This is a genomic window from Gulosibacter sp. 10, assembly GCF_900163695.1.
Lineage (GTDB): Bacteria > Actinomycetota > Actinomycetes > Actinomycetales > Microbacteriaceae > Gulosibacter.
Genome location: NZ_FUIC01000001.1, coordinates 1 through 23,339 on the forward strand (window position 1 = coordinate 1; position 23,339 = coordinate 23,339).

The 23,339-nt window shown below is 67.8% G+C and carries 22 protein-coding genes and 1 tRNA gene; 7 read left to right on the plus strand and 16 right to left on the minus strand.

Annotation, left to right across the window (positions count from 1 at the left end):
- Positions 1 to 223: 223 nt before the first annotated feature.
- Complete coding sequence (locus FM112_RS00005) at positions 224 to 1,027, minus strand: DUF6042 family protein (protein WP_087001960.1); 804 nt, start codon at positions 1,025 to 1,027, stop codon at positions 224 to 226.
- A gap of 56 nt (positions 1,028 to 1,083) precedes the next feature.
- Between FM112_RS00005 and FM112_RS16700 the strand changes: the two genes are divergently transcribed.
- Positions 1,084 to 1,935 (plus strand): hypothetical protein, encoded by an 852-nt coding sequence (locus tag FM112_RS16700; RefSeq protein ID WP_140400508.1) that lies wholly within the window; start codon positions 1,084 to 1,086, stop codon positions 1,933 to 1,935.
- A 244-nt stretch (positions 1,936 to 2,179) separates the two neighbouring features.
- Here FM112_RS16700 and FM112_RS00010 read toward each other — a convergent pair whose 3' ends face one another.
- Positions 2,180 to 3,139: a tyrosine-type recombinase/integrase gene (locus FM112_RS00010; RefSeq protein ID WP_254910302.1), complete on the minus strand. Its 960-nt coding sequence runs from the start codon at positions 3,137 to 3,139 to the stop codon at positions 2,180 to 2,182.
- Positions 3,140 to 3,797: 658 nt separating this feature from the next.
- Between FM112_RS00010 and FM112_RS00015 the strand changes: the two genes are divergently transcribed.
- Positions 3,798 to 4,619, plus strand: coding sequence for a helix-turn-helix domain-containing protein (locus tag FM112_RS00015; protein ID WP_087001964.1), 822 nt, complete (start codon positions 3,798 to 3,800; stop codon positions 4,617 to 4,619).
- A 12-nt stretch (positions 4,620 to 4,631) separates the two neighbouring features.
- Positions 4,632 to 4,841, plus strand: coding sequence for a hypothetical protein (locus FM112_RS00020; RefSeq protein WP_087001966.1), 210 nt, complete (start codon positions 4,632 to 4,634; stop codon positions 4,839 to 4,841).
- A gap of 8 nt (positions 4,842 to 4,849) precedes the next feature.
- Here the strand turns inward: FM112_RS00020 and FM112_RS00025 are convergent, their stop codons facing one another.
- From FM112_RS00025 to FM112_RS00040, 4 genes are all read right to left on the minus strand, one after another.
- A complete protein-coding gene (locus FM112_RS00025; RefSeq protein WP_087001969.1) occupies positions 4,850 to 7,378 on the minus strand; it encodes a S8 family peptidase in 2,529 nt (842 codons plus the stop codon).
- Positions 7,371 to 8,339: an AAA family ATPase gene (locus FM112_RS00030; RefSeq protein WP_087002011.1), complete on the minus strand. Its 969-nt coding sequence runs from the start codon at positions 8,337 to 8,339 to the stop codon at positions 7,371 to 7,373. The genes FM112_RS00025 and FM112_RS00030 overlap by 8 nt, the downstream gene beginning before the upstream one ends.
- A 144-nt stretch (positions 8,340 to 8,483) precedes the next feature.
- On the minus strand, positions 8,484 to 8,834 hold the full coding sequence (locus tag FM112_RS00035) for a transposase (protein WP_087001971.1): 351 nt from the start codon (positions 8,832 to 8,834) through the stop codon (positions 8,484 to 8,486).
- Between the two features lie 391 nt (positions 8,835 to 9,225).
- A tRNA-Pro gene (locus tag FM112_RS00040) sits at positions 9,226 to 9,299 on the minus strand.
- Positions 9,300 to 9,410: 111 nt separating this feature from the next.
- Between FM112_RS00040 and FM112_RS00045 the strand changes: the two genes are divergently transcribed.
- Positions 9,411 to 9,938, plus strand: coding sequence for a histidine phosphatase family protein (locus tag FM112_RS00045; RefSeq protein ID WP_087001973.1), 528 nt, complete (start codon positions 9,411 to 9,413; stop codon positions 9,936 to 9,938).
- Between the two features lie 8 nt (positions 9,939 to 9,946).
- Here the strand turns inward: FM112_RS00045 and FM112_RS00050 are convergent, their stop codons facing one another.
- Positions 9,947 to 10,513, minus strand: a complete 567-nt coding sequence (locus FM112_RS00050; protein WP_176386595.1) for an NUDIX domain-containing protein — start codon at positions 10,511 to 10,513, stop codon at positions 9,947 to 9,949.
- A 69-nt stretch (positions 10,514 to 10,582) separates the two neighbouring features.
- On the opposite strand from FM112_RS00050, the gene FM112_RS00055 reads away from it, so the two are divergent.
- Entirely contained in the window at positions 10,583 to 11,497 is a 915-nt protein-coding gene (locus FM112_RS00055; RefSeq protein WP_087001977.1) for a 3-methyladenine DNA glycosylase, read from the plus strand.
- A 64-nt stretch (positions 11,498 to 11,561) separates the two neighbouring features.
- On the opposite strand, the gene FM112_RS00060 is transcribed toward FM112_RS00055, so the two are convergent.
- The 6 genes from FM112_RS00060 to FM112_RS16705 form a co-directional block, all read right to left on the minus strand.
- Positions 11,562 to 12,344, minus strand: a complete 783-nt coding sequence (locus FM112_RS00060; RefSeq protein ID WP_087001979.1) for an acetoin reductase — start codon at positions 12,342 to 12,344, stop codon at positions 11,562 to 11,564.
- 178 nt (positions 12,345 to 12,522) lie between these two features.
- Positions 12,523 to 13,983: a glyceraldehyde-3-phosphate dehydrogenase gene (locus FM112_RS00065; protein WP_087001981.1), complete on the minus strand. Its 1,461-nt coding sequence runs from the start codon at positions 13,981 to 13,983 to the stop codon at positions 12,523 to 12,525.
- Positions 13,984 to 14,121: 138 nt separating this feature from the next.
- On the minus strand, positions 14,122 to 15,681 hold the full coding sequence (der, locus tag FM112_RS00070; RefSeq protein WP_087001983.1) for a ribosome biogenesis GTPase Der: 1,560 nt from the start codon (positions 15,679 to 15,681) through the stop codon (positions 14,122 to 14,124).
- The gene (gene cmk, locus FM112_RS00075) at positions 15,678 to 16,382 is read right to left on the minus strand and encodes a (d)CMP kinase (protein ID WP_254910303.1); all 705 of its coding nucleotides are present in this window, start codon (positions 16,380 to 16,382) and stop codon (positions 15,678 to 15,680) included. Before cmk ends, der begins: the two co-directional genes overlap by 4 nt.
- The gene (locus FM112_RS00080) at positions 16,379 to 17,485 is read right to left on the minus strand and encodes a prephenate dehydrogenase (protein ID WP_087001987.1); all 1,107 of its coding nucleotides are present in this window, start codon (positions 17,483 to 17,485) and stop codon (positions 16,379 to 16,381) included. Before FM112_RS00080 ends, cmk begins: the two co-directional genes overlap by 4 nt.
- Positions 17,482 to 18,495: a pseudouridine synthase gene (locus tag FM112_RS16705; protein ID WP_369678152.1), complete on the minus strand. Its 1,014-nt coding sequence runs from the start codon at positions 18,493 to 18,495 to the stop codon at positions 17,482 to 17,484. Before FM112_RS16705 ends, FM112_RS00080 begins: the two co-directional genes overlap by 4 nt.
- On the opposite strand from FM112_RS16705, the gene FM112_RS17035 reads away from it, so the two are divergent.
- Positions 18,427 to 19,506, plus strand: a complete 1,080-nt coding sequence (locus tag FM112_RS17035) for a hypothetical protein (protein ID WP_176386596.1) — start codon at positions 18,427 to 18,429, stop codon at positions 19,504 to 19,506. The genes FM112_RS16705 and FM112_RS17035 overlap by 69 nt on opposite strands.
- On the opposite strand, the gene scpB is transcribed toward FM112_RS17035, so the two are convergent.
- Genes scpB through FM112_RS00100 form a run of 3 tightly spaced genes read right to left on the minus strand, consistent with a single transcriptional unit; the run spans position 19,496 to position 21,861 of the window.
- Positions 19,496 to 20,077: an SMC-Scp complex subunit ScpB gene (gene scpB / locus FM112_RS00090; protein ID WP_087001991.1), complete on the minus strand. Its 582-nt coding sequence runs from the start codon at positions 20,075 to 20,077 to the stop codon at positions 19,496 to 19,498. The two genes, FM112_RS17035 and scpB, sit on opposite strands and share 11 nt — an antisense overlap.
- Positions 20,067 to 20,894: a ScpA family protein gene (locus FM112_RS00095; RefSeq protein WP_087001993.1), complete on the minus strand. Its 828-nt coding sequence runs from the start codon at positions 20,892 to 20,894 to the stop codon at positions 20,067 to 20,069. The genes scpB and FM112_RS00095 overlap by 11 nt, the downstream gene beginning before the upstream one ends.
- Positions 20,881 to 21,861 carry a ParA family protein gene (locus FM112_RS00100; protein ID WP_254910304.1) on the minus strand — a complete coding sequence of 327 codons (981 nt, stop codon included), beginning with the start codon at positions 21,859 to 21,861 and terminating at the stop codon, positions 20,881 to 20,883. The genes FM112_RS00095 and FM112_RS00100 overlap by 14 nt, the downstream gene beginning before the upstream one ends.
- A 221-nt stretch (positions 21,862 to 22,082) precedes the next feature.
- Here FM112_RS00100 and FM112_RS00105 point away from each other — a divergent pair, with 221 nt between their 5' ends.
- On the plus strand, positions 22,083 to 23,339 hold the full coding sequence (locus FM112_RS00105) for a hypothetical protein (RefSeq protein WP_140400511.1): 1,257 nt from the start codon (positions 22,083 to 22,085) through the stop codon (positions 23,337 to 23,339).

A 23,339-nucleotide genomic window follows, 5' to 3' on the forward strand; every position in this document is an offset into this window, starting at 1 on the left:
TCTGCTCGAAGCCGGCGGTTTCAGACCTCGACTACACCCTCGTTCGTGAAGAGCCGGTTTCAGACCTCGACTACACCCTCGTTCGTGAAGAGCCTCAAATCTCGCTGCGTGCTTGTTGTCCCTCGCGCGGACGCCATTCCAAGGTGGCGGGGGCTTCAATCGCCAGATTCAAGGGACTGGACGATGGCCAGGGCGGAAGATGTCGAATGCGCATCCCCGCGCCTCATTGGTTCTCTGGCGAGTCGAGGCTGACATGAATACGATTCTGGTTGAAAGCCTCCCAATCGACGTTGAGGATGAATGATTGATCGCTGGGTGTTCGCTCGATATCGGTGGAGGTTGAGAAGCCCCCTTCATCTATGAGAACTCCGATTGCGCTTCGCACGTCTTCGGGGTCGGTCTCGAGTTGCGCGGCGAGTTGGTCAAGGCTTACAAGGACGTGATCGAGCCCTTGCCCCTCGGTTCGAAAAAGTCGAATGATTGCCTGTGATGCTTCCTGGTGCAGACGTTCCCACCGAAGCTTGTCCTGGATTTCAACTTCTTTGCTGTCAAGCGGCAGCACTTCAGCGGGAAGTGGAGCGGACTCGTTGAGTGACAGAACGCCGGCATGGTCCATCGTGACGACCTCGCAGGCGATTAGCAGGTCTAGCAATGCGCTTACGGTGTGCTCAATCGGGACCCCTTTCGACACCAGGTACTGTTCAAAGGTTGCTTGATCCGCTAATCGCTGAGCCGCTTCTTCGGCGTTTAGTTCATCGGCAGTACGGGGCTCATCGAGGTCGCCGTAGTCCGAGTCCAGCGTGGCCAGCGATTCGTCCGTCCACAGATCGAGCGGCTCCCATACAGATGAGTCAAGGCCCTGCGGAGTATGGGGGTTGGCTTCCCGCAGCATCGCGTCAAAGTCGGCTCGCACGATCGGAGCGGATTGGGCGATCTCACCAAGCACGATGACGAGGGTGCTCGGCAGGGTGCTGCTCCATCCCTTTCCGAAGAGAATGTCTGCCATGAGCTGCTGCGCTTCTTCCATGTACCGATTATCTCGTGAGCGCGACGGCCTCAGTGGCCTCATGGCAGAATACTCGCATGCCTGCTGATTCCATCACTGACTGGATCTCGAGCGTCTCCACAGCTCTCACAGCCCTCGTCGCGATCTTCGCCCTGTTCTATGCGGGGCGTCAGGTCAAGGAGGCACGGAAGTCGCGTGAGCTAACGAGGGAGCTCGAGGTTGAGCGGTCGCAGCCGTATGTGGTGGCGTTCACTGAGCCGTCAGAAGCCACGAACCTCGCAATTGACTTGGTTATCAAGAACTTCGGTCTTACAGCGGCACGGAATGTGCGCATCTCCCTAGATCCCTGGCCGAGGCGATCCGGACGAGATGGGGACGGGGCAACGGTAGGGGTTCCCGGAGTTTTGTCGATCCTTGCGCCGGGCCAGGAGTGGCGGACATCGTGGGACTGGGGTCCGGAGCGCCAGGACTCATCCCTTCCTGACAAGCACGTCGGTGAAGTCACGTTTGAGGGGCTCAACGGTGCGCGCCTCAGTTCCCCGGTGATTCTCGATCTCGGGATATACAAGCCTCGCGAGTGGATCGAAGTACGCGGGATGCACGACGCTGCCCAGGCACTACGAGACATCCGCGGCATGATGAAGAAGTGGTCAGAGTCCCCAAACGGTCTAAGTGTATTCACGAGAGACGGCGACGCTAAAGACGAAGAACTACGGCGAAAAGCGGAAGCGTGGAGGGCCGCGCACAAACGCAGGGAAATGGATAAACAGGTGGACGGCGCTGCAGATGCGTCGCCGGACGAAGGGACCCTTTCTGATTCCGCAACGGGGAAAACCTCTGGCGCGGATGCGATCACTAAACACCCAGTCGAAGACCACGGGACTGCTGAAGAAAATGATGACGAGGGAACTTCCTCTGGACAGGAGTAGACGAGTCACTCGGGGACGTCGCGAATCTCAGCACTTGAAATCTGACGTTAACGCAGATCTCCCGCTTCGGTGATGTTCGTCTCCAAACCGTGTGTTCTTGGTGTCCAAACGAATGAGTGGCGTCGGTGATCTTCGCAACTGTGTGCTGTCCGCTTTGCCTGATCACCAAGCAGTCTCAGTAGCAGTTGAGGACTCCTGCCACATCCTGGGTCGGCCGGCGAGTTGACGGCCAAGCCAGCCCCGCCTACCCCGCTGCTTCGAGGTGCTCGGTGGTTGAGGCATCGACGATCTCGTCGCGCGGAACGTAGTGGATCTGGGTGATGCGCGAGTCGGTGTGCCCGAGGAGCGTGGCGGCGAGGTCGATGCCGGCGGCGTCGTTGATCGCAGTCGCGACCGCGCACCGGAATCGGTGCGGTGTGACCGCGTCGATACCCGCCTTGGCCGTGACATCACGCAGTCGCCGACGGATGTTGTTGGTCGTGTGCGGGGTACCGCGCCGGGTGGAGAACAGCAGCGTGTCTTTCCCGCGGACGATGACGTTCCGCAGCCGAGCACGGATCGCGTCGACAGCGAACTTCGGGAGTGCGATGCGCCTGACCGACTGCGCGGTCTTGGGATGATCCTGCCGGTGCGTGGGCTCGCAGGCGCGGCTGACAATCGTACCGCAGATCCGTACCGTCGGGATGGCGGACTTCAAGTCGAGGTCGCACAAGCGGATCGCGAGCACTTCCCCGATGCGGGCCGAGGTGCCGAGCATGACCTCGACAATCTGGCCGAGCTGTCCATCCGGGCGGGGTCCGGCCGTGACCTCGCGTTCCTCCCAAGTTCGGATCGCGGTCCGGATGTATCGCACCTCCGCAGGAGTAAATGTATTGACCTCGCGCGACGGCCGGCGAAGCCTGGAGACGTGGTCCATCGGGTTGCGCGGGATCAGCTCGTGCCGGACAGCGAGCCCGAGCGCGAGACGCATGGCGACTCTGGCCTGGCGTGCCTTGTTATAGCTGTCCTTCGCGAGCTGCTTGATGAAGTAGTCGCAGCGGGCGACGCCGATCTCGCGGAGGGTGAGATTTTCAAAGAGGGGTAGGACGAGCTTGCGTATGTTCCGCTCGTACAACAGTCGGGTCGTGTGGGAGAGCCGATCCTCGATCTCCATGTCCTCGATCCAGTAGTCGACCAGCGCAGCAAAGCTGCTGTCCGGGGTCATACCGGTGAAGGTCGGCTGGAACAGAGGGCGCTCGGAGAGCTTGTGCTTGAGCAGGCGCTCGGCACCGGCCGAGGAGCTCGCGGTGCACTGGACGAGTCGCGTGCGGCCGTCCCAGTCCCGGTACCGCGTTGAGGCGGTGTAGCGGCCGCTATGGAGACGTTTGCACGAGATGCGGCCGTGCGTTCCGATCGGAGTGCGAGGCCTAGCCAACAGCGCGCTCCGTCTCGAGGACGTAGCGCGAGGCTCGTTGGTTTTTCAATATCTGGGTTCTCGATGTGGTCATTGCTCCAGCCTGGCAATCTTCTCGAGTCCACCTGCCGACGGCGCCACGGCCAGGCGCACTGGGCCGCGACACGCCGAGCGAGCGCGGGGAACGATTCTTGCCCGAAGTCGCGAGCAGGGTGCGCATCGGTGCGGACTGAGACTGCTTTCTGTGGCGCTCGGCGCTTAACCGAGCATCACATGGCATCACATTGGAGCATCGCATCGGGGCATCACAAAGAGGCGTCACATGATCTAGCACCAGACTGCAAGTGGCTCTTTTCGCTGTGAAATGGTTGACCGCGTGGGCTGTGGTTTGGTTGTAGGTATGAGCGACAGAAATTCCGTGCCGATTGACAAGCCGAGCGGGGCTACGCCCGCCAGCACTCGTGAGCACATGACGAAGCTCTCGGGGCGAGGCTACGCGCAGGTACGTCATGTCCTGGTGCAGCTCCCCGACCAGGACAAGCCCCGGGCCAGCACCTTGGCACGCATGGTGTCGGGCCGCCGTCATCGAGAGCTGCTGTTGTACCTGCTGTTATTGACCTGCTGGCCTTGGCTGGCGGACCGTAAGACACCGCTGCCGGCCGGGGCATGGATCCGAGCACTCACTGCGGCTCAGGGTCCGACGTGGTCGGAGACGACGTTGTCGCGTTGTTGGAAGCGGCTGGAGGATCTCGATCTCATCGAGAAACGGGAACGAGAGAACCGGCTCGTGCGCATCGTGCCTCGTCGCGAGGATGCGGGAGAGCCATACAGTGCTCCGCTCGGTCGAGATTCGCGCTGGCATACGTACTTCGTGCTGCCGGATGAGTTCTGGAACCAAGGAGTCTTCGCGGAGCTATCGCTACCCGCACTGGCTGTCTTCCTCGTCGTCGCCAGCGAGACCAACGGGAAGAAGGAGTGTTGGTTCACGTATGAGCTGATGGACGAATGGTACGGATTGAAGGCTCGCACCGTGCAGGCCGGGGTGAAGCAGTTGCAGGATCTCGGCCTGCTCATGGTGCGAGAAGAGCCCTTTGAAGCGCCGCTGTCGGCGACGGGAATGTCTACACGGCGGTACTACTCCCTGACTGGGCCTTTCAGCTACAGCGCGAGGGAAAAGTTGCGAAAGATCGCACAACAGAAGACGAAGGATCGTGCGAAGAAGGCGGCCTCGAAGACGAAGGTTCGAATGGCGCCGATCAAGCCGAAGAAGTCAGTCAATAACAAGAAGTAGGAGCCACCTGCGATGAGCGAGGAGAGGAAGGTGATGCATATGCTGGGTCCGAAGCTCGGCCCTGATGGCTGGAAGACGATACGCTCCGCCTTGGACAACTGGGGACGCACGATGCGCTTCGCTGTCCTCTGGCTCGCGCTATGCGCGCCCGTGGTCGCGGTTCTCTGGCTGTTCGCTGATCGGGTCGCTGCACTCTCGAACGCGATTCACCTTTTGCCGTGAGCGCAAAGTCAGGTCGCGGAGACCTCGGTCGCGATCGGGACTTGGAGCTGTGTGGCGATCGGGGTGTAGAGGTCGACACCCTGCTCTCGCGTCTGAAGTGATAGGAGCAGCGCATAGCGGACAGGAAGCTCTTTCCGGTCGGCACGTCGGTTGTTCTTCCACCAGCCGCCGACCGGGTACACGGCGACGCTGCTACAACGTGCCAGTTCTGCGCCGGTTCCATGCCACTCGTCTTGGTGGAGGGAGCCGAGGTTGCGGGACTGTTCTCCGATAAACCAGCGTTGTGAGGCGTTCTTACCGGGCGGGGAACCTTCTTCAGCGTTCTGTGCTTCGCGGTTGATGCGGGCGACAAACTCTGCACGGTTCTCGAGCGGGCCCTGGAGATCGAAGCGCAAACCGTGTGAGGCGTATGCGTAGCGGTTGCGCCAACCGCGCCGCGAGGCCGAGGGCTCGATGAAGTAGGACAGCGTGAGTCGTAGCCGAACCTCAGTGCCGCCGAGTTCCTCCAGTACCTCCGCGGGCCAGGGCAGGGAGTGCAGTCGGAAGTGGCGCATTGCGAGATCCGACCCTTGGAAAGGAACGAACTGATCTTGAGCGATGAGCGTGACCGCTTGACGGGACGAGTTGAGAACCGTCTCCTCCATCGGAACGCCCCACCCGAACTGTCTCAGCAGTTGGTGGCGATCGGTCTTCTTTTCGACGCCGTCGACCTCTTGCCGCATCGGCTCCGTCCACTCGGCCGAATGCGTGAGCAGTCCCCGGATCGTCTCAGGCCAGTAGTCCGGATAGCGATCCATCGCCAGGGCGGCAAGGCGGGCAGCCTGGGCCGTTGCGGCGCTGGTGGCATTGGCGGAAGTGAGCGCGACATCGCTGGTGTTGCCGGTCGACCGTAGGGAGAGCAGGGAGTGGCGCTCGTTGAGCCCTCCCGCTCCATCGGTCAGGACGTTGCCGCCCTCCATACAGATATCTGGCTTGACGGGCCACCGTCGTTGGTCGAACATCACCGAAGTACGGCTATGCGGGGAGAGTTCCCCGGTATTCGCCATCGCCGACCACCCGGCATACTGCGGATGCTGCGGCAGCACGGCACGCTCAGTGTAGGCGCCCACCGTCAGCGCGTTCCACGCCTGCGCCGGATCTTCGATCGGCGAGGTGATCGAGTTGGTTCGGTAGTCTTCCATATATGGTGAGACGTTCCCGGCCGCCACCACGATCAGGCGTGAATTGTCCGGATCCGGTGACCCGATGAGCTGGAACTGATCACCGTCGCGGGTGTTCTCGGTGCCGACAGCGAGAGCGTCGACGGCAGCGGACCACAAGGTGGGTTCCCCGGTGTTCTCGGGCGGGTAACTGAGTGTCAGGCAATAGACGCGACGCCGCGGGTTGGTGATCTCCGCGAGGGCAGCGGCCTGAACGGTGGCACTTCCGTAGTCGATCGGATCGATTGTCGATTCACCGCGCGCCGGGGTCATACGGACGGACTCGAGGCGATGCCGCAGGCTGATTTCATTCGTGCCGAGGAGGTGGGGCTCGAGATCCCCATACAGGGCGAGTCCGGCCATTGAGGTGCCGTGTCCCTGGTGATGAGCGTCGTTGCCCGAGGTTCCGATCACGGTGTGATGGTCCTCGGTCGCGAGAGAATCACGGAGGAGCACGTGGGTTCTAAAGACGCCGGTGTCGAAGTGGCACACCGCCGGCGCGTCCGAGGGGGCCGGGATAACACGATCAACGAGGTCTGCGACGTAATCGGTTTGTTCGTCGACGTCGAGGTCTTCGACAGTCTCGATGAACTCCGGCCGTCGAATCTCTGTGAGCGGAACCGCAGTGAAGGGCAGGATCTCCAGTTGAGCCCAGCTCGCTTCGACCCATACGATCACGCGGTCCCGAAGCCGCAGCGACCGGTCGAGGATCCGCAAGCCGTTGGCTGTGATGAACTCGCGCAGGGCATCGAGGTGCTCGCTGCCCGCGTCAAGCCAGAGCTCCCACCAGTGTCGACCGTGGTAACGGGGCTCGCCATCGGAAGTCCACAGATCAGACAGAACAGCATGGCGGATACGAGCGATGTTGGCGACGAGGTCCTGGTTCTTGGGGTTTCCCCCACGGCTGCTTTTCTCGAGGTAGTCCTCGAACAGTTGCAAGAATTTCTGCCGGAACTCATCCGCGACCCACACAGTGGCACGTTCGGGCTGCTCGTCGCTGGCCTCACGGACCGACAGGAGAAGCCATTTGGGACGGTTGATCTTGTGCTGGGTATACGAGTCCAGCGATTCGAGCTTAAGCGGGTGCGCGGCGCTCTCGCCTTCCAGGACGATGACGGTGCCGGTTGCGCGGAGCTGATCATCGTCGGGGAGACAGCTATCGCGTTCCTCATCGGACTCGCTAAAGGCGTCCTGCACGGCCGACTGCAGCGCTTGCCCGTGACCGTGACGCTCGACAGTGCGCCGTTTGAAACCTCCGCCTCCCCGGCGGTGGAAGTCGGCCGTCTCGGCGTACCCGTGGATGTAGAGGTGGTCGAGATCGCGGCCGGGCTCAGCCAAGGCTGGCCGTTCGGCGGGCGGTCAGAGCGGCGATCAGGTCATCGCGGTCGACATGCGTCTCAGCACGCATCAACACGGCCTTTGCCGCTGATTCTGCGGCCTTTACGAGTTCGGCATGACTGAGCTCGTTCGTGAACTCACCCAGCTTGGCCATGCTCGTGCCAGCCGCGAGAGATCCTAGCCGCGCCCGGATGACGGCGACAGCTTGCCTGGCATCCGGGAGGCTGTATGTCAGGACAGCGTCGAACCTGCGGAAGAGAGCCTTGTCAAGGATCGCCCGGTGGTTTGTCGCGGCAAGCACGAGCGATTCAGGGCTGGCCTCCTCCAGGAACACGAGGAAGGAATTCAGAATCCGGCGAGCCTCGCCAACATCGTTGCCGGCACGATCGGCGCCGAGCGCATCGAACTCGTCGAAAAGGTAGACCGCACGGTGCCGTGCGACAGCGTCGAAGACCAGGCGAAGTTTGCTGGCCGTCTCACCCATGAACTTACTCAAGAGGCTGTCCAGTCTGATGGTGAACATCGGAATGGACAGTTCCGTGGCGAGCACGGCAGCAGTCATGGTCTTTCCCGTGCCGGGAGGCCCTTCAAGCAAGAGCCGGTGCGCCGGAGCGAAACCATGATCAAGAAGCGTCTTCCGCTGTCGCTGCTCGGCAAGGACCTGCTTGATCTGAGCAACGAGTTCTGCGGGAGCGACGAGTTCACGGAGCCGAACATCCGGGCGAGTCTCCTCGACGAGCTCTGCGAACTCGCCACGAGGCTGCGCCATCGGCGTGACGGTTCCCAGTGGTGCACGTTGACGAGAGGAGTCGACAGCCTTCTTGATATCGCCGGCGAGCACATGGTGCCCACGTTTGGCCTCACGTGCGGCAACCTGTAACGCGACAGAGTAGAAAGCTGCATCGTCGCCAGCTGCGTGGCTACGCACCATCGCAGTGATGTGCTCTGCTGTGCCGGCCATGATGCACCCCCTCACCCTTGTGCTCCTATCGTACTCGGCGAGCTTCGCGGCCCGCGGGAAGGAAAGACGCGGGTTGAATCCCACGGTGCTTCGGCTCGACCTCGAACTCGGCGCGATGCGCGTCGATGTACGCGGTCTTCTCGGTCATCGTGAGGGGCGGTCGAGCTCCGCCGCGAAGAAAGCCGACGCGGACTTCAGGATCTGGTTCGCGCGCCGCAACTCGCGCACCTCGCGTTCGAGTTCTTCGACCCGTTCAGATTCCTCGGTGGTAGTGCCGGGGCGGAGGCCCTCATCGACTTCTGCTTTCCGCACCCACTTCCGGAGTGTCTCGGGAAGGAGATCGAGCTGCTTCGCGATGCGGGTGATCGCGCCATCACGAGTCGCGAGGTCTTTGCGGGCCTCGAGCGCGAGCCGGACCGCGCGTTCGCGGATCTCAGCGGGGTAGGGGACGGGCATGGTGCCAAGGGTTCCTTTCAGTACAGGATTACCCTCCATCAAACACGACACGATTCATCCTCGGGCACGCATCTGTGGAAACCATCCGCGGCTACCTGCACCCCGGCGACCGGCACCTCGCGTCCGCCGCAGAGCAAGCCAACGCCTTCCTCTCAGCCGCCGGACAGCGCCGTCACGCACGCCAGAACCAGCCGCCGAAACGCGAACTTTAACATCTCCGAAGGGCACCACGGGAAGGGCCCGGAAACGTTCTGGTCCCTATTTGGTCCCCTTTTGGTCCCCTTATCCACAGGGAAGCGGCCCGAGCCGAGTCGGCCGTCCGCAGAGCGGCTCTCCGAACAGTGTCAGGGGGACCAGAGGGACCAACAAAAACCCGTCCAGAACGTGAAGAAGCCCAGGAGAGAAACTACTTCTCACCTGGGCTTTCCTGTCGGGATGACAGGATTTGAACCTGCGACCCCTTGACCCCCAGTCAAGTGCGCTACCAAGCTGCGCCACATCCCGATGCTGCCGAAGCAACCTGTATAGATTAGCGCATGTTTCCCCCGCACGGAAACCGGCCGCACTACCGGGCATGTCCGGCGTTTCGGCAGCCTCCGCTCGTACCCTGGCGGCATGCAGCGAACCCTCTATGTCATGCGCCACGCCAAGTCCTCCTGGCAGACCGGCGAGGCCGACCACGAGCGTCCCCTCAACGAGCGCGGCCGCCGCGACGCCCTCGTCGCCGGCGAGTACTTCGCCTCGCTCCCCCAGCCTCTCGACCGCGTCCTCAGCTCCAGCGCCCGCCGCACGCGCCAGACCTGGAGCCGCATCCTCGACGGCGGCGCCGAGGCCGGCACCGTCACCTACCACGACGAGATCTACGAGTCCTCGCCCGCCGACGTGCTGCCGCTCCTCCGCAACCTCGACGCCGACATCCGCTCCTCGCTCGTCATCGGCCACTTCCCCTGCGTCAGCCTCCTCGTGCGCGCCCTCGCGACACCCGACGAGCATCCCGGCTGGAACGCCATCGACCACAACTACCCCACCGCCGCCATCTCGGCCATCGCCTTCGACGCCGACTGGACCGACCTCGACGAGGGCATCGGGCGGCTCGACGACTTCGTCGTCCCCCGCGCCGAGGGTAGCCCGAACTTCGACTAACAGGCCGGCTAGCCCCAGAGCACCCCGCGCAGCCGCTCCTCGATGGTCTCGAAGCGCCGCAGCCACGGCCCCGCGAAATCCACCCGCCGCGGCTGCTCGAAGATCTCGCGCGGATGCACCCAGCGGTACGCATCCACCTCGCCAGGCTGCGGCGTCACCTCGAGCGGCTCCGCGACCCGCACCACGTACACGTCGAACAGCGCCGTCCGCTCCGTGATGCGCTCGAAGAACTCGAACTCCGAGGCCTCGAACCGCAGCCCCGTCTCCTCCGCCAGCTCCCGCTGCGCCGCCTCCACGCTCGTCTCGCCCGCGAGCGCGCTGCCCGCCGGGAACTCCCAGCGGCCCTCGTGCGTCTTGCCCGGCGCGCGCCTCGTCACCAGCACGCTGCCGTCTTCCGCGAGCACGCACATGCCCACCACGAGGTGGTACTCCCCCTCGCCGAACTCCCGTCTGCCCCGCAGCGTCGTCCGCCCCGTGGGCGTGCCATCCGCGAGCAGCACGTCCCACTCTTCGAGCGCCTCCTCGGCGGCGGAATCGGCGGCGGGATCGACGGGGGCGGGCGCAGAATTCTCCATGCCCCAAGCATCCTTCCGCCCCTGCCCTCGCGCAACTTGCGTCCGCCACCCGCGTATCCTGGACGCACCATGCTCCATCAGGTCGACAGCCCGACGCGCACGCTCCCCGCCGCCGAATGGCAGGCGCTCGAAACCGCCCACCACGAGCGCGCCGACGAGCTCACCGCCGTCTACCGCGAGCGCCGCGCCCGCGGCGAGAAGCACGCCATCGACGACTTCCTGTTCACCTACTACTCGTACAAGCCCGCCGTACTGCGCCGCTGGCACCCCGGCGTCGGCGCCGCCCTCGAGGATGCGGATGCCTGGCTCGACAAGCGCTGGTACCGCGCGGTCGGGCACGGTCGCGTCGCCGTCGACGCGGGAGCCTTCCTCGAGGCGAAGACGCCGCTCGTCGCCGAGATCGAACGGCTCACCGAGGCGATCCTCCACCGGCCCGCGCGCTTCAACTGCTTCGGCCTGCACGAGTGGGCCATGGTCTACCGCGAGGAGGAGCACCGGCACCCCATCCCCCTGCGGCTGGGGCGACGCGGCACCGACGAGGTCGTCGGCTCGCACGACATCGCCTGCAGCCACTTCGACGCCTTCCGCTTCTTCACACCCGAGGCGCGGCCGCGCAACAGACTGCAGCCCACCCGCGAGACGCAGTGCGCGCTCGACCAGGCGGGCTGCCTGCACGCCAACATGGACCTCTACAAGTGGTGCATCAAGCTCGGCCCGCTCGTGCCGGGCGAGCTGCTGCTCGACGCCTTCGCGCTCGCCCGCGAGATCCGCTGGACCGACATGCAGGCCTCCCCCTACGACGTGAGCGACTACGGCGTCCCCGCGATCGAGATCGAGACCCCCGCGGGCAAGGCCGAGTACGTCCGGCTCCAGCGCGACTACTCCGCGCGGAGCCAGGCCCTGCGCGAGCGGCTGCGCGAGGTCATCCGCGCCGCCCGGCGCGAGTTCGAGGCCCGCGACGGGGCCGCCGCGCCGAGCGCGTAGACGAGCGTGCCGGGAACGGCACGAGCAGGACTCGGCGCGCTCCCGGCACGGACGGACGAACAGGCTAGTTGTAGAGCATGCCGCCGTCGACGAGCAGCACCTGTCCCGTCACGTAGTCCGAGTTCGGGCTCGCGAAGAACGAGACCACGCCCGCGACGTCCTCCGGCGTCTCCACCCGGCCGAGCGAGATCGTGTCGATGTTCTCCTGCAGGTTCTGCCCGAGCGGCTTGCCGTTGATCTTGTGCAGCTCCTCGTCGATGTGGTCCCACATCGCGGTGCCGACGATGCCGGGCGCGTAGGCGTTCACGGTGATGCCCTTCGGCGCGAGCTCCTGCGCCGCCACCTGCGTGAGTCCGCGCACCGCGAACTTCGACGACGAGTACGCGCCGAGGATCGGGAAGCCCTGGATCGACGCGATCGAGGCGGCCGAGATGATCTTGCCCTTCTTGCCGAGCTCCTCGAACTTCGCCGCGGCCGCCTGGATGCCCCACAGCACGCCGTTCACGTTGATCGAGAAGATCTTCTCCATCTCCTCCTGCGTGACCTCGAGCAGCGGCCGCACCTGGGCGATGCCGGCGTTGTTCACGAGCACGTCGAAGCTGCCGAGCTCCGAGGCGGCGCGGTCCACGGCCGCGAACACCTGATCGCGGTTCGAGACGTCCGCCTCGACGAACACGGCCCTGCGGCCGAGCTGCTCGATCTCGGCGACGACGGACTCGGCCTTCTCCTGCTGGAAGCCGAGGTCCGCCACCGCGATGTCGAGCCCGTCGCCCGCGAGCTGCAATGCGATCGCCCGTCCGATCCCCTGCCCCGCTCCGGTCACGAGGGCTACGCGCTGTTCCGTCATTCCGACTCCAATCCGTTCGTGGTCGCACCCGCGGCCCCATGCCACGGGCGACGCTTGCGAGCGCCACGATAGGAGCGCATTCTGGACACGGTCGGAGTATCCGGGCGTAGGCTGAAGCGGTCTGGAAACCACACGTGGCGGGCCCGATCGGACCCGCCACGAAGATGGTCGAGGGGCGCTAGACCTGCGTCACCTCGCGCCGCGCCGGCACGACGAGCGGGTGCACCCCGCCGATGTGCTCGATCACGCGCACGACCTGCTTCGAGTAGCCGAACTCGTTGTCGTACCAGACGTAGAGCACGACGCGGTTGCCGGTGGCGATGGTGGCCTTGCCGTCCACGACGCCGGCGCGGTCGTTGCCCACGAAGTCGGTGGAGACGATGTCGGGCGAGTCGATGTAGTCGATCTGCTGGCGCAGGTTCGAGTGCAGCGACACGTTGCGGAGGAAGTCGTTGAGGTCGTCCTTCGAGACCTCCTGCTCGAGCTCGAGGTTGAGCACGGCCATCGACACGTCCGGGGTGGGGACGCGGATCGCGTTGCCCGTGAGCTTGCCCGCGAACTGCGGCAGCGCCTTCGCGACGGCCTTCGCGGCGCCGGTCTCGGTGAGCACCATGTTCAGCGTCGCGGCGCGACCGCGGCGCGAGCCCTTGTGGAAGTTGTCGATGAGGTTCTGGTCGTTCGTGAACGAGTGCACCGTCTCGACGTGGCCGTGCCTGACGCCGTACTTGCGGTCGATCGCGGCGAGCACCGGCGTGATGCCGTTCGTGGTGCAGGAGGCCGCCGAGAGGATCCGGTCCTCGTCGGTGATGTCGCCGTGGTTGATGCCGAAGACGATGTTGCGGATGTCGCCCTTGCCCGGCGCGGTGAGCAGCACGCGCTTGACCCCCTTCGACTGGAGGTGCTGGCCGAGCCCCTCCTCGTCGCGCCAGCGGCCCGTGTTGTCCACGACGATCGCGTCGTCGATGCCGTACTCGGTGTAGTCGATGGACGCGGGGTCGTTCGAGTAGATCACCCGGATGAGCGTGCCGTTCGCCAGGATCGTGTTGTTCTCGCGGTCGACCTTGATCGTGCCGTTGAACGGCCCGTGCACCGAGTCGCGGCGCAGCAGCGAGGCCCGCTTCTCGAGGTCGTCCTCGCTGTTCTTGCGCACGACGATGGCGCGCAGGCGCAGGCCGGGCCCCGTCGAGGCCTGCTGGATGAGGATGCGCGCGAGCAGCCGGCCGATGCGGCCGAAGCCGTAGAGCACGACGTCGGCGGAGGAGCTCTGCTCGGAGCCGGCCGAGCCGACCTCCTTGAGCTGCTCCGCGATGAAGTCCTCGAGCGAGGTGCCCTCGGGCTGCTGCCTGTAGAGGAACGCGAGCGTGCCGATGTCCACCGAGGCGGTCTCGAACTCCGTGCGGCCGAGCGCGTCGAGGATCTCCGCACTGAGATCGAGCGACAGCTCCTGGCCCTGGTTGCGGCGCGCGGCGCGGTGCACCTTGATCAGCTCGATGGCCGAGCGGTCCATGAGGCGGCGCCCGTGGATGGACGTGACGATATTGCGCTCCCGGTACAGCTTCGAGATCCGCGGAATCATCTGCTCCGCGACCGCAACGCGGCTGAACCACTCAGCCTGTGATTGAGCGTGCAAATCGGTCATTATGTGGTGCCTCCGTTGGGTCCAGTCGAACTCGAGTCGCAAAAAGACTGCGTCCGACTACCCTACCGAAGGGTGTGACAAACCCGGGACATGTCAGGTCATAGTGACCGCGCCCCGGATTTGTCAGTTCACCACTGTCTACTTCTTCTTCGACCGCCGCTCGCGCACGCGCATGTTCACGCGGATCGGGCTCCCGACGAAGCCGAACGTCTCGCGCAGCCGGCGCGTGATGAAGCGCCGGTACCCCGGGTCGAGGAACCCGGTGGTGAACAGCACGAACGTGGGCGGCCGCGTCTGCGCCTGCGTCGCGAAGAGCACCCGAGGCTGCTTGCCGCCGCGCAGCGGGTGCGGGAAGGCCTGCGCCAGCTCGGTGAGGAACGCGTTGAGCTTGCCGGTGGGGATGCGCGTGTCCCAGGACTCGAGCGCCGCGTCGAGCGCCGGCACGAGCTTCTCCAGGTGCCGGCCGGTCTTCGCCGAGATGTTCACCCGAGGCGCCCAGGCCACGTGCGCGAGATCCTTCTCGATCTCCCGCTCGAGCATCCACCGGCGCTCCTCGTCGAGCTCGTCCCACTTGTTGAAGGCGAGCACGAGCGCGCGGCCCGACTCGAGCACCGTCTCGACGATGCGCACGTCCTGCACCCCGATCGGCTCGGTCACGTCGAACACGACCACGGCCACCTCGGCCCGCTCGATCGCGGTGGCGGTGCGCAGCGAGGCGTAGAAGTCCGCGCCCTGCTGCAGGTGCACGCGCTTGCGGATGCCCGCGGTGTCGATGAAGCGCCAGGTCCGGTCGCCGATCTCGACGAGCTCGTCGACGGGGTCGCGGGTCGTGCCCGCGAGGTCGTTCACGACCACGCGCTCGTCCCCCGCCGCCTTGTTCAGCAGGCTCGACTTGCCCACGTTGGGGCGGCCGACGATCGCGACCCGGCGGGGCCCGCCGACCTCCTCCTTCGCGACCGCGGAGGTGGTGGGCAGGATGCGCATGGCCTCGTCGAGCATGTCCGCCACTCCGCGCCCGTGCAGGGCGGAGACGGGGAAGGGCTCGCCGAGCCCGAGGCTCCAGAGCACCGAGGCGTTCGGCTCCTGCACCGTGTCGTCCACCTTGTTGGCGACCAGCAGCACGGGGCGGTCGCTGCGGCGCAGCAGCCGCACGACCTCCTCGTCGGTCGAGGTGGCGCCCACGTTCGCGTCGACGACGAAGAGCACCGCGTCGGCGAGCTGGATGGCCATCTCGGCCTGTTGCGCCACGGAGCGGTCGATGCCGCGGGCGTCGGGCTCCCAGCCGCCCGTGTCGACGAGCGTGAAGTTGCGGTCGAGCCAGCCCGCCCGGTAGGAGACGCGGTCGCGCGTCACGCCGGGGACGTCCTCGACCACGGCCTCGCGGCGGCCGAGGATGCGGTTCACGAGCGCCGACTTGCCGACGTTCGGGCGCCCCACCACGGCGAGCACGGGCAGCGCGGGCATGAGGAACGTGCCGTCCTCGCCGAAGTAGCCCTCGAGCACCTCGCGGTCGTCGGCCTCGAGGTCGTACTCCTCGAGCGAGCGCCGCAGCATGTCGGCGCGCATCTCCGCGGTCTCGTCGTCGATGCGCTCGAAGTTCTCGATGACCGTGTCGGATGCGGTCTCGTAGGCGTCCTCGAAGGAGCCGTCGCCCTCGACGAACTCGGGCTCGAATGCGGGCGTGTTCCCGTCGGTCATGGCGTGCTCCTGGAGGTGATGAGTTCGTGGGCGGCGTCGATCGTGGCGTCGAGGCCGAGGTTCGTGGAGTCGAGGACGGCGACGCCCTCGGCCGCCTCGGTGAAGTTGACGACGCGGGAGTCCTTGCGGTCGCGCGCGCTCACGGTGGCGGCGACGGCCTGCGCATCCTCCCCCGCCTTCTCCCTGAGCCGGCGAGCGACGCGCACCTCCTCGTCGGCGGTGAGCAGGATGCGCACGGGCGCGTCGGGCGCGACCACCGTCGTGATGTCGCGGCCCTCGGCGATGATGCCCTCGGCGTCGGCGTTCGCGAGCAGCTCGCGGAAGCGCTCGTTCACGGCCTCGCGCACGGCCGGGATGCCCGCGACCTTCGAGACCACGCCCGAGATCTCCGTCTCGCGGATCGCGTCGGTGATATCGGTGCCGCCGACGCGCACCCAGCGCTCCTCGGGGGAGAGCGAGAGCGTCCACCGCTCGAGGAACTCGGGCACCGCGGCGATCACCGCGTCCGGGTCGTCGAGGTCGACGCCGCGCTGCAGCCCGAACCACGCGAGGGCGCGGTACACCGAGCCGGTGTCGAGCAGCTGCCAGCCGAGCCGCACCGCGAGCGCGCGCGACACGGTCGACTTGCCCGAGCCCGAGGGGCCGTCGATCGCGACGACCACCGCCCGGCCGTCCGAGGCCCTGGTTCCGCTGCTGCTCACTGTGCGACCCTCCATCCGGTTTCGTCGAGCTTGTCGAGGAGCTTCTGGCGCACCTCCGGCACGACCGCGATCGACGCGAGGCCGAGGTTCGCGCCCGGCGAGTGCTCGAAGGCGAAGTCCTCGACGTTGATCTCCGCATCGCCGATGTCCTTGAACAGCAGCGCGAGCTGGCCCGGGGTGTCGTCGAGCATCACGGTCACGCTCACGAACGTGCGGCGCGTGCCGTGCTTGCCCGGGATGCGCGCGACGCCTTCGTTGCCGGCGAGCATGTGCTCGGCGACGATGCGCCGCGCCCCCGGCTGCTCGATGTCGTCGAGCGCGTCGGCGAGCCCCTCGAGGTCGGCGGCGAGCAGGCGCAGGATGCGCGCCACCCGCGGGCCGGTCGCGGCGAGGATCTGGCTCCACAGCGTCGGATCGGATGCGGCGATGCGCGTGACGTCGCGCAGGCCCCCGCCCGCGAGCGCCGCGGCGCCCTGCTCGTCGTCGAGGAGCCGCTCGGCCATCGCGGTGGAGAGCAGCTGCGGGACGTGCGAGATGAGCGCCACGGCGTCGTCGTGCTCCTCGGCCGTCATCGTCTCGATGCTCGCGCCGAGGTCCAGGGCGAGGCCCTCGACCTCCTGCAGCGCGGCCACCGTCGTCGTCTCGTGGGTGGCGATCACCCACGGCCGGCCCACGAACAGGTCGGCGCGCCCCGCGAGCGGCCCGCCGGTCTCCCGGCCCGCCATGGGGTGCGAGCCGACGTAGCGGCTGATGTCGATGCCCGCGGCGCGGATCTCGGCCAGCGGCGCCGCCTTGACGCTCGTCACGTCGGTGACGATCGCATCCGGCCACGCCTGCAGCTGCTCGGCGGCGACCTGGCCGGCGACGTCGGGCGGCACGCACACGACGACGATGCGCGGCACGTCCTCGGGCGCGGCCTCGGCCGCGGTCGGCGCGGTGGCGATGCGCCCGGCGCCGTAGTCGGCGGCGAGGCCGAGCGCCACGGGCGAGGCGTCGCGGAGCAGCACGTCCACGCCGAGGCGGCGCAGGCCGAGCCCGACGGAGGTGCCGAGCAGCCCCGTGCCGACGATGAGCACGGGCGAGCTGGTGCGGGTGGGGGTCATCGGCGAGGTCCTCCCTTGCGATCGCGGGGCGCGTCGCCGCGCCGGCCGCCGCGGGACTCGCCTCGGCGCTCGCGCTGCCGGCCCTCGCCGGAGGACGACCGGCCGCGCTCCGCCTTCCCGCCCTGCTCGCCCCGCTGGGACTGGTGGTAGGCGCGGGTGGCCTCGGCCTTGCGCGCCATCCGCAGCAGCTTGCGCAGCTCCTCCTCCGAGAGCTCCCGGGTCTCGCCCGAGCGCAGCGGGCCGAGCTGGAGCGGCCCGAAGCTGCGGCGCACGAGCTCCTGCACCGGGTGGCCGATCTCGTCGAACATGCGGCGCACGATGCGGTTGCGGCCCGAGTGCAGCGTGATCTCGACGAGCGTGGCCTGCGAGGAGGAGCCCTTGGCCATGATGTGCCCCGAGTCGGCCCGGATGAAGCCGTCCTCGAGCTCGATGCCCTCGAGCAGTCGCTTGAGGTCGCCCTGCCGCAGCTTGCCCTCGACCTTCACGACGTAGGTCTTCACGACCTCGTAGGAGGGATGCGAGAGCACGTTCGCGAGCTCGCCGTCGTTGGTGAGGATGAGCAGGCCCGAGCTGTCGGAGTCGAGGCGCCCCACGTTGTAGATGCGCTCGCTGAACTCGCGCGTGTAGCGGCGCAGGTCCGGGCGCCCCTGCTCGTCGCGCATCGTCGAGAACACGCCCACGGGCTTGTTGAGGAGCACGTAGCGCTTGGACTGGTCGAACTGCACCGGCGTGCCCTCGACCACCACGCGGTCCTTCTCGGGGTCGATGCGGCTGCCGAGCTCGGTGACGGTCTCGCCGTTGACCTCGACGCGGCCGTCCGCGATGAGCTGCTCGCAGACGCGGCGCGAGGCGACGCCCGCGTTCGCGAGCGCCTTCTGCAGCCGCACGCCCTCGGTGCTGCGCTCGGGCGCGGGCGCCGCGCCCTCGGGGCGATGCTCCGGATGGAAGGGGATGTCGTCGAAGTCGGCGAGCGAGTAGCCGCCCTTCGGCCGCTCGCGCTGCGCCTTCACGAGCGCGTCGCGGGCCGCCTGCGCCTCGCGGCGGTCGGCGGCGCGCTCCTGCGCCCGCTGCCGCGAGAGCTCGTCCCGCTCGCGGCTCTCGAGGCCGCGCGGATTGCGATCGCGGTAGTCGCCGTCACGGCGATCGCCGCCGGGGCCGCGGTACTCGCGGCGCTCCCGATCGGGCCGGCCGCCCCGCTCCTCGCGGCGATCGCGGCCGCCCCGGGCGGCACGGCGGTCATCGCCGCCGCGGTCATCCCGGAAGCCGCGGCGGTCCGCTCCCCCGCGGTGCGCGCGATCGCTGCGGTACTCGCGATTGCCGCGGTACTCGCGACGCTCTCGGCCCTCGCGATCCCGGCTTTCGCGCTCGGGGCGTCCGCCCCGGTCCTCGCGGCGGCGGTCCTCGCGGTAGCCCCGCTCGTCCCGATCCCCGCGCTGCTCGCGGTAGCCGCGGTACTCCCGCCGATCGCTCCCGCGGAAGGCGCGGTCGTCGCGACCTCCACGGTCGCGGGCGCGCCCGCGACCCTCGCGGTAGCTTTCGCGCGGGCGCCGGTCGTCGCGGCGCTCGGGTCGGCGATCCCGGTCGTCCCGGCGGTCGTGCTCGCGCCGGTCGCCGTCGCGGCGGCCCTCGTGCCGGCGATCGCGGTCGGCACCGCCGCGGTCGCCGCCGTGCTCGCGCCGTCCGCGGCCGTCGCGGTCGCCTCGGTCGTCCCAGCCGCCGCGCCGGTCGCGGCCGCGGTCCTCGCGAGCGCGATCGTCACGGCCCCGGTCGCCCCGGCCCCGGTCATCGCGACCGTGGTCGTCACGACCCCGGTCGTTCCGCGCCCGGTCGTCCCGCCCGCGGTACTCCCGGCGGTCTCGATCCTCGCGGGGCCCGCGCTGCTCGCGGCGGTCCTCGTCCCGACGGGAGGGGCGGCCGCCGCGGTCGTCGCGCTCGTGCCGACGAGCGCCGCGCCGGCGGTCGTCGCCGTCGCGGCGCGAGGGGCCCTCGCGTCGCGGCCTGCGCTGCTCGTTAGTCATTGAATCCATCCCGTCCGTCCTCGAGGAGCGGCGAGATCTTCGGCAGTTCCTCGAGGGAGTTAATTCCTAGGTGTTGCAAGAGCAACTCGGTGGTCACGTAGAGCGTCGCCCCCGTCACCGCATCCTGTCCGGCCTCGTCGATCAGACCGCGCGCGAGCAGTGTGCGCACGACCGAGTCGACGTTCACGGCGCGGACCTGGGCGACCTGCGAGCGCGTCACCGGCTGGCGGTACGCGATCACCGTGAGGGTCTCGAGCGCCGCCTGCGACAGCCTCGAGGGCTGTCGCACCGACACGTAGTCGCCGACGATGTCGTCGAAGCGCTCGCGCACGTACATGCGCCAGCCCCCGCCGACCTCTCGGAGCTCGAAACCCCGCACCGGTCCGTCAAGCTTTCCATCATAGTCCTCGACCAGCCGATGCACAGCCTCCCGGACCTGCTTGACCGGGGCGGAGACCGCCGCGGCGAGCGCGACCAGCGGCACCGGCTCGTCGCTCACGAACAGGATCGCCTCGAGCGCGCGGTCGAGGTCCACCGTCTCCTCCGCGGCTGGCGCCTCGTGCTCAGCTGTCATAGTCCGCTCCCAACGTGCTCAGCTCGTCGTCGTTCCACTCCGCCGCCTCCCACGAGACGGTCAGCTCGCCGAGGGGCGCCTCCTGCTCGAGCTCCACGGCCGCCCGCCGGTACAGCTCGAGCACCGCGAGGAAGCGGGCGACGAGCACCCCGCGCTCGTCCGCATCCGCCACGAGCTCGCGGAAGGTGAGGGCGCCGACCGCCCGCAGCCGCTCCACGAGCAGCGCCGCCTGCTCGCGGATCGAGACGAGCGGCGCGTGCAGATGGTCGAGCCCCACGGTGGGGATGGCCCTGGGCGCGAGCGCGAGGGTCGCGATCGCGGCGAAGTCCTCGAGCGAGGTCGTCCACACGAGGTCGGGGATGCGCTCCCGGTACTTCGGCTCGAGCGGCGCGGCGCGCGGGTGCCGCACCGACTCGATCCGCATCCGCTCGGCGAACCACTCCCCCGCCTGCTTGAAGGCGCGGTACTGCAGCAGCCGTGCGAAGAGCAGATCGCGCGCCTCGAGCACCGCGACGTCCTCGGCGTCCACGTAGTCTCCCTGCGGCAGCAGGCTCACGAGCTTCATGTCGAGCAGCGTCGCCGCCACGACGATGAACTCGCTCGCCCGGTTGAGGTCGTCGTCCGTGTCCATCTCGGCCACGTGGGCGATGAACTCGTCCGTGATCACCGAGAGCGCGACCTCGGTGATGTCGAGCTCGTGCCTGCCGATGAGCTGCAGCAGCAGGTCGAAGGGGCCCTCGAAGACGTCGAGGGCCACCCGGAACCCGCCGTCGGCCGCCTCCTGCGGCGCGCCCTGGTCGGTATCAGGCCGCGGCACCGCGGGCTACCAGCTCGCGGGCGAGCTGCCGGTACGCCTGCGCGGCGGGATGGCCGGGCGCGAACTCCACGATCGGCACGCCTGCCACCGACGCGTCCGGGAACTTCACGGTGCGGCCGATGATGGTGTCGAAGACCTTGTCGCCGAACACCTCGAAGACGCGGTCGAGCACCTCGCGCGCGTGCAGCGTGCGGCCGTCGAACATGGTCGGGAGGATGCCGTCGAGCTCGAGCGCCGGGTTGAGCCGCGAGCGCACCTTGTCGATGGTCTCGATGAGCAGCGCGACGCCGCGGAGCGCGAAGTACTCGCACTCGAGCGGGATCATCACGCCGTGGCTCGCGGTGAGCGCGTTGACCGTGAGCAGGCCCAGCGAGGGCTGGCAGTCGACGATGATCACGTCGTACTCGTCGCTCACCCTGCGCAGGATCGACGCGAGGATCTGCTCGCGGGCGACCTCGGTGACGAGGTGCACCTCCGCGGCCGAGAGGTCGATGTTCGCGGGGATGAGGTCGAGGCGCTCGAACGCGGTCTTCTGGATCGCGTCGTGCGGATCCGAGACCTGGCCGATGAGCAGGTCGTAGATGGTCGGGATGTTGTGGGTGGAGACGCCGAGGCCCGCCGAGAGCGCGCCCTGCGGGTCGAAGTCGATGCACAGCACGCGGCGGCCGTAGTCGGCCAGCGAGGCGGCGAGGTTGATCGAGGTGGTGGTCTTGCCCACCCCGCCCTTCTGGTTGCACATCGCGATCACGCGGGCGGGGCCGTGCTCGGGCAGTGGCTCCGGCACCGGGAACTTCTTGTAGAGCCGCGTGGAGACGGCCTCCGCGGAGCGCGGCTGCCCGGGCTCCGAGCCCGGCGCCGCGGGCACGGCCTCCCCGTCGCCCCGGGACCGCTTCGCCCCGGTCGTCGGGGCCAGCAGTCCCTTGGGGATCTCGAGGCCCGGCAGTGCGGGCAGGTCGGCTTCTGTCATGGCCACAGGCAACCGCCTCCTCATCCAGTCGTACGCGCTGCCCCGATGGTATCGCCGCGACCCGGGGCATCCGCCCGTGCGCCGCGGGTGTCGCGCAAGGCGCTTCAAGCGGCACTTGAGGGTTGACGATGCCGCCGAGACGTGCCGCGGGGTGCGGAAAAACGTTGTGACACTGCACAAGAACCGTGTGAAACGGCCCCTCGCGAAGTAGTCTGAAGGATATGTCTGCCGCGGGTCCCTTCCAGATGCGTCGCTGGCGCCTCGGCGCGGCGATCGCGATCGCCGTGCTGGTCGTGGCGCTCGTGGCGGGGGCGCTCGTGTTCTTCTCCGGCGGCAAGGACGACGCGCAGGCGCAGATGGAGCGCATCCGCAGCGCCGTGGAGGAGTCCGGCGTGGCCGCCGACTTCGAGATCCTGCCCGCCAGCACCGGCGAGGCCGGCTACTCGCTCGACATCTCGCTCGCGGAGGGCGCCGAGGCCGAGGCCACGGGCGGGCTGCTGCACACGCTCTACGAGGAGATCGCCGTCGTCGCGAAGGTGGACCTCGCCTTCGCCGAGGAGCAGACCCTGAGCACCACCCGCGTCACGCGCAGCGAGTCGGAGTGGACGGAGCTGATCGAGCACGTCGACGGCCTCGGCCCCGTCACCGCGACCTTCAGCCAGGTGGGGCCCACCGGGGCCGCCACCTACTGGCTCGACCTCGTCGCCGAGCACGAGAGCCCCGCCGACGAGTACGAGCGGCTGCTCTCCCTCGAGCGCCCCGACTGGCTGACCTACGGGCACGTGCAGCTCACGACGGCGCCCGACACGTGGCCCTCCCTCGTGATCGACGCGGGCCGCGAAGTCACCGAGGAGGAGCTCAGCACCTTCCGCGCGCTCGATCAGGAGCTCGCGGCCACGATGGCGGAGGGCGAGCAGTACGAGCTGCGCATGTTCGTGGAGCTCGGCGGCGAGAGCGCCCAGTTCGAGATGCGCATCGTCACGCAGCCGCTCTCGCACCAGGGCGAGTCCGATGCGCCCGCCCCCGACGGCGGGTCGGGCGACGGCGCTCCCGAGGACGCCGCGCCGCAGCCCGAGGCCACCGAGGAGTCGCAGCCCGGGCCTCAGCCCGAGGCGCCCGAGACGCCGCAGCGCGAGCCCGAGTCCTCGCAGGAGCCGGCGCCCTCGCAGCAGGAGCCCGAGCCGGCGCCGCGCCCCGATCCGGACGGCGCGCAGCAGCCCGACCGCGGCGAGGAGCCCTGGCAGGACGACTCCGATTCGGTGGAGACGCCGAACCGCGGCGAGGAGGGCGCCCCGGGCGCGACGCCGGATCAGGACTCCGACACCCCCGACAAGAGCGATCCGAGCGTGCGCATCCAGGCGATCTCGGAGCGGCTCTCCTACCGCTCGGAGCTCATCCTGCTCGAGAGCGGCATCGACCGGGCCCAGCTCGAGATCTCGATCGACGGCTCGGAGCCGATCGTCATCACGAACGAGTAG